Consider the following 5,498-nt stretch of genomic DNA (forward strand, 5'->3'; position numbering starts at 1 on the left):
AGCACAAGGTGTTGATGATCCTGGTCAACCTCATCAGCAACGCCAAGTACGCCCTGGATGAGGCGCCCGCGGAGCAGCGGTGCCTGACGCTGCGGCTGGAGGCCCCCACGGCCGACCGCGTCCGCATCGAGGTGCGCGACAACGGGATGGGCATCGCGCCGGAGCTGCTCACGCGCATCTTCCAGCACGGCTTCACCACCCGGGACGAGGGCCATGGCTTCGGCCTGCACTCCAGTGCGCTGGCGGCCCAGGAGCTGGGCGGCACGCTGACGGCGCACAGCGAGGGACCGGGGCGCGGCGCCACCTTCACCCTGGAGCTGCCGTGCACGGCACCGGAGGCAAAATGAGGGAGGGGGAACGCCAACTGACGCTCACCCTCACCGAGCCATAGGACGTCCCCGCTCTGGCGCCGCGCTGAGGTAAGGTGCCCGCCGCCCGAGTGCGCCCCATGGAGAATCCCGCTGTCCGCTCGCCCCTCCTTCTCGTCCTGCTCGCGCTCGCGGCCCTCGGGGCATTCGCTCCCGGGCTGACGGGCGACTTCGTCTGGGATGACAGCTTCCTCATTCCCTGGAACGACTACCTGCGGACCGCCCCGCTCTCGCGGCTCCTGCTGCGGGACTTCTGGTGGGTCTCCGAGCCGGGCATCGGTGCCAGCGGCCTCTTCCGCCCCGTCGTCAAGCTCGGGCACCTCGTGTGCTGGCACCTCTTCGGGCGCGACACCCTCGGCTACCACGCGCTCAACCTCGCGCTGCACCTCGGCTGCGCCTTCCTCCTGTTCTCCTGGCTGCGGCGCCGGGTGACGGCGGAGGCCCGCGGCGCCCTCCCGCCCGAGCTGGCGGCCCTCGCCGGCGCGCTCCTGTTCGTCCTGCACCCGTCCCGCCCGGAGTCGGTGACGTGGATCTCCGGCGGCACCGACTTGTGGCTGGGACTCTTCACCCTCCTCGCCCTGACGGCCTGGGACGTGCTCCGGTGGCCCTGGCGCGGGCCGGCCACGGCGGCGGCCCTGGTGCTCGCGCTGGGGAGCAAGGAGACCGCCCTCGTCATTCCGGCCCTCCTCGGTGCCGAGGCCGTACTCCGCCACGAGGGACGCGAGCGCCGCCACCGTCTCCTCGAGGCCTCCGCGTATCAGGTGCTGCTCGGTGGGCTCACGTGGCTCCGCATGCAGTGGGTGCCCCTGGTGGAGCGCGAGCTGCCGGCCTCGTTCCCCGCCACGGGGCTCGTGGAGCGGGTGCTCGGCACGCTGGGACTGTACATCCAGCGCGCGCTCTGGCCCTTCCCTCCCAGCACCGTGCCCGCCCCTTTCGAGCTTCCTGGCGGTCCGTTCTCGGTGGGGTCCTGGGTGCTGGGCTCGGGCCTCGCGCTCGCGCTCGTCGCGGGGTTGGTGCTCGCGCGCTTCCGGCCGGCCGTGCGCCCGTGGCTCGCGGATGCCTTCTGGTTCGCCGTGCCGCTCGCCCCGGTGCTGCTCTTCCCCATCTCCCCCAAGTCGATGATCGCCGACCGGCTCCTCTACGTGCCCCTCATCGGGCTGGGTGCGCTGGTCGCCCGCGCCCTCGTGCGGCTCGACCGCGTGCCGCGCGCCGTCCGCCTGGGAGTGCTCGGAGGCGGTATCGTCCTGCTGGTGGCCTTCGCGGGCGCCACGGCGCGGCTGTCCGGCATGTTCCAGGACGGCATGACGCTCCGGGTCTACGAGTACCGGCTGCGCCCGACGCTCCCCTCCAACGTCGATGACCTCGTGCGCGAGCTGCTCAGCCAGAACCGGTATGGGCTCGCCCAGGAGCTGGCGCTCCAGCGGCTGGAGCTGCCCTCGGATGCCGACTCGCGCGCCCTCGCCGCGGCGACGTGGGCCTATACGCGCATCCAGACAACCCGCGACACGGACCCGGAGACGCTGCGGGCCCTGGGCCGGTTCCTCGACGCGCTCAGGGATGCGTCACAGCCCACCGCCCGCCTCTCCCTGGACGGGCGGGAGCTGCGCGTCGAGGTCTCGCCCAAGGCGCGCGCGGCCATCCTCACCCGGCGGGACCTCGGCCATTACGGCTACTACCGCGCGCTCGTGTTCGCGCGGACCCTGGAGCTGGAGCGCGCCGAGTCCCTCTTCCGCGTCGTCACGGAGGAGGCGGAGTCGTGGCCCGCCGGCTGGGAGGCCTATGTCCGGTCCCTCGCCTGGCAGGAGAAGTGGGACCAGGCCCTGGACACGCTCCAGCGGGCCGAGCGCCGCTTCGGCCCGGAAGGGTGGGGCCCGCTCCGGGCGATGATTCAGCAGGGGAAGGCTTTCCAGCTGAGGCCTCCGAGCGACGCGGCCCAGGCCGTGGCGCAACGCGCGGCCCTGATGAGCCAGCTCGGGCTCCCGGCCCGGTCCTATGCCCTGTTGGAGGGACTCGGGCCCGAGGCGAAGCGCCAGCCCGAGGTCATCCACGCCACCGTGCAGGTCTACCTCTCGGACAAGCAGTTCGAGCGGGCGCGCGAGCTGCTCCAGTGGGCGCAACGGGCGGTTCCCGAGCACGCCCAGGAGTTCGCGGACGCCCTGCGCGAGGTGGAGGGCTACGCGGAGTCGGAGCTCGCCCACGAGGCCGAGCGGAACACGCTCCCCGAGGTGTGAGGCCCCCGGGGCCCGCCTCCGGTCCTCCGCGTCAAGCCCGGCTCGCGGAGCCACGCATCCGACGGCAGCGCGAGGACGCCGCCAGGAAGCCGTAAGGGTTCAGGCGTCCAGCGATTCGTGGGTCTTCATCACGCGGCCAGAGATGGCGGTGGGGTTGAGGATGTTGTCGAACATCGGGCTGCTCCTTTCCGCCGCTTGTCGAATCTCCTCCAGCGTGGCGGCGTCCATCTCGGCGTCCACCTCGACGGTGTACTGGAGCTCGGAGAAGCCGGGGCGCACCCTCGGGTCCAGGTTGAGGTAGCCGCGCAGGTCGAAGGGGGCGATCACCTTGATGCGCAGGTGGCGGTAGTCGAGCCCGCGCAGCCGGGCCTGCGTCACCCAGCCAATCGTCAGGCAGGTGCCGAGCGCGGCCAGCAGCAGCTCCATCGGGTCGATGTGCTGATCCTTGCCGCCGAGCACGGCGGGCTCGTCCGTCTCCAGGGTGAAGGAGCGCGCCCGCGTCACCGCCTGGGCACCATCGCGCCACTCCGTCACCGTCTCGAAGAAGCCCTTGCCTGCCTCCGGATGGGTGGACACGTGTTCCTTCGTCTTCTCGAAGGTGTCGATACCGAGTGTGCTGCAGCTTCCCATGTGCTCCATGTCCGCCTCCTCCAGTGGGTTTGAGCAGGCGGCACCTGGAGCGGCGGCCCCAGCCCGGTGCTGCTCATGCCAGTAGATGAGAGTGCGCATCACTCCCACTCCAGGCACGAAGGGCGCACCGACGAACACCGCCTCCAGACGGAGGGGCTGCGACCTTTGGGCTACCGCGCTCGAACAGGCGTGGGGCTGGCAGGCAAGTGGGTCCTCCTCCGCCGGCTGAGGCTCCACCCAGGGACTTTTCAAGTTGGGGGAGCAACATTTCTGTCTCTTCAGCGATAATTCCGGGGCCGTTCCAGCCTTCCAGCGCAGCCCCTCGGCCCGGAGCGGACCGTGAGCGCCGTTTCTTCCTCGTCCCGGCCCCAAGTCGCCACTGCCCGCCGCGCCACCGACGCAGTCATCTGACGGAGCTTCCCCTGGAGAGCGAAGCGAGGCTTGTCCCAGCACGGCTGTTGCTCGCCATGAGCCTGCTGCTTTCCACCGGCTGTGCGTCGCTGACGCCACCGCCCAGCCTGGGGGCGAGCCTGAGATACACGCCGCGCGAGGCCGCCGCGCCCGCGCCAGCGGGTCCTGGCCGTGTGGTGGAAACCATGGGGGGCGCACTCCCGCGTGACGCCGCGGAGCCCGCACGGCAGAGCGTCATCGCGGTCCGGCTCGCATTTCTCGGAGCTGTTGGCGACGTGTCCGGGTCCACCCACCGCCTCTCCGGTGCGCTCTCCAGACTCGAGGCCAGCAGGGCCGGCCTCGCCGGCCGACACGCCGACCTGACCATCCCCTCCATTGCTTACGGCGTTGAGCAACTGCACTGGATTGACGCCAGGCTCGCCGCTGCCACCAACTTGTCCAGCACAGCATCGGAGGTGGATGACCCGGAGATGCAGCTGGCCCTCCTGCGGCTCGCCGGCCCACGGCTCCAATCCGCCATGTTGGGCTCCCTCCTGCTCGCCGTCTGGCTCGACATCCTCAACCTCGCCGACGTCGTGCTCAGGCAGTGCCCTTACTACAGCGTGGAGCGGCTGTTCAGGAAGGTGCGCCAGTTGCAGGAGATGATGGAGCCCGCCATGACTGCGCTTGCATCCCTGGAGCCAGAACGGATGGAGGCGGCGACGACCGATCTGCCCGCGCTGATGGGCCACCTCACCGGCGAGTTCGTCGCGACCCGAGAGGCCGTGCGCGTGGGGGCGCAACAGTTCGAGAAGATGCTGGTGGTGAAGGAGCTCCTTGAGCTGCTCACCCCGGCCTCGGCGATGAGGATGGCCCTGCCCCGGCTGCTACCGCCAGCCGCTTCCGCCACGCTCGGCGTGGGCCTCGTGGTGGGAAGCAACGGCGTGATGACGGGCACGCGGATTGTCGTCTCCGCCGAGTGGGTGGAGATGATGCGCCGGCTGGTGCAGGCGGGCGTCATCTCCCTTCCCGCCGTCAGCGCCGCCGTGCGGATTCACGCCGGCCAGGTGATGATGGCCGAAGCGAAGCAGGACCTGCCGCCGGGCGTGCGCGAGGCGCTCGGCGACGGGCCCGAAGTGCGGGGCATGCATGTGACGGGCAGAGCGGGGGCCGGTATGGCCGAGCCACCGGAACACCACGTCCTGCCGCGAGAGTTCCGCGAGTGGTTCGAGAAGCGTGGCTTCACGGGCGACATGAGCATCGACCAGTTCTGCGTCAGCATGAAGCAGGCAAGCCACCAGGCAATCCATGGCGGAGGCGATTGGCGCCTGGGTCGCCAATGGCCCGGCGAATGGAACCAGATGATCATGAAGGCGCTGCGCGACGCCGAAACCAGGGCCGGCCGAATGTTGACACCCAATGCCATCCTGAAGATCGTCGCAAGGGAGATGAAGCGTTATGGCATCCCGATCAACTTCACTCCTTGGAGAGGACGATGAGCGAGGACCAGTCCTGGGAGGGCAACTGGAAGGTCCGGCTGTATGAGCGGGTCCGCGAGCGAGGTTACGATTCGCTCACTGCCTTTGCCGAGGCGCGCCCTACCCTTCCGCTGGTCGAGTTGGCCCATGAGCTTGGAGGGGACGACGTCAACGCGGTGCAGTTGTTCAGCGGGTTGGTGGCCGAGGCGGAGCGAAGCCATCGGCTCACACGCTTGGTGCGCGGACAACTCGTGCGCGAACTGTGGGAGAGTCTCCCTGATGGCTGGCCAGCCATGCTGGATGACGAAGCCCGTCTAGAGGTTGCCATCGCTCTTGGCTCGTGGAGTGCCTTCACGCCAGCAACCCATGAGGAGCGCGTGAGGCAGGTCGGCGATGCGCTC

General features: G+C 69.9%; 5 protein-coding genes. 4 read left to right on the forward strand and 1 reads right to left on the reverse strand.

What is annotated here, in order from left to right; genetic code table 11:
* Nucleotides 1–347 (forward strand): ATP-binding protein (locus tag VF697_RS13845; RefSeq protein WP_331095083.1); only part of this gene is annotated, 347 nt, incomplete at its 5' end.
* A gap of 101 nt (nucleotides 348–448) precedes the next feature.
* The gene (locus VF697_RS13850; RefSeq protein WP_331095087.1) at nucleotides 449–2,599 is read left to right on the forward strand and encodes a hypothetical protein; all 2,151 of its coding nucleotides are present in this window, start codon (nucleotides 449–451) and stop codon (nucleotides 2,597–2,599) included.
* Nucleotides 2,600–2,698: 99 nt separating this feature from the next.
* Here the strand turns inward: VF697_RS13850 and VF697_RS13855 are convergent, their stop codons facing one another.
* Nucleotides 2,699–3,328 carry an OsmC family protein gene (locus VF697_RS13855; RefSeq protein WP_331095089.1) on the reverse strand — a complete coding sequence of 210 codons (630 nt, stop codon included), beginning with the start codon at nucleotides 3,326–3,328 and terminating at the stop codon, nucleotides 2,699–2,701.
* 368 nt (nucleotides 3,329–3,696) lie between these two features.
* On the opposite strand from VF697_RS13855, the gene VF697_RS13860 reads away from it, so the two are divergent.
* Nucleotides 3,697–5,118, forward strand: a complete 1,422-nt coding sequence (locus tag VF697_RS13860) for a DUF2380 domain-containing protein (protein WP_331095091.1) — start codon at nucleotides 3,697–3,699, stop codon at nucleotides 5,116–5,118.
* Nucleotides 5,115–5,498, forward strand: a 384-nt coding sequence (locus tag VF697_RS13865) for an NUDIX hydrolase (protein ID WP_331095093.1), incomplete at its 3' end; no start/stop codon positions are given. The genes VF697_RS13860 and VF697_RS13865, both read left to right, overlap by 4 nt.

This window comes from Archangium sp., assembly GCF_036388035.1.
Classification (GTDB): Bacteria; Myxococcota; Myxococcia; order Myxococcales; family Myxococcaceae; genus Archangium.

What these genes read in the sequence shown, in the direction of transcription:
- VF697_RS13850 (WP_331095087.1), top strand. Translation starts at nt 449, where the DNA reads ATGGAGAATCCCGCTGTCCGCTCGCCCCTCCTTCTCGTCCTGCTCGCG.
- VF697_RS13855 (WP_331095089.1), bottom strand. Translation starts at nt 3,328, where the DNA reads ATGCGCACTCTCATCTACTGGCATGAGCAGCACCGGGCTGGGGCCGCC.
- VF697_RS13860 (WP_331095091.1), top strand. Translation starts at nt 3,697, where the DNA reads ATGAGCCTGCTGCTTTCCACCGGCTGTGCGTCGCTGACGCCACCGCCC.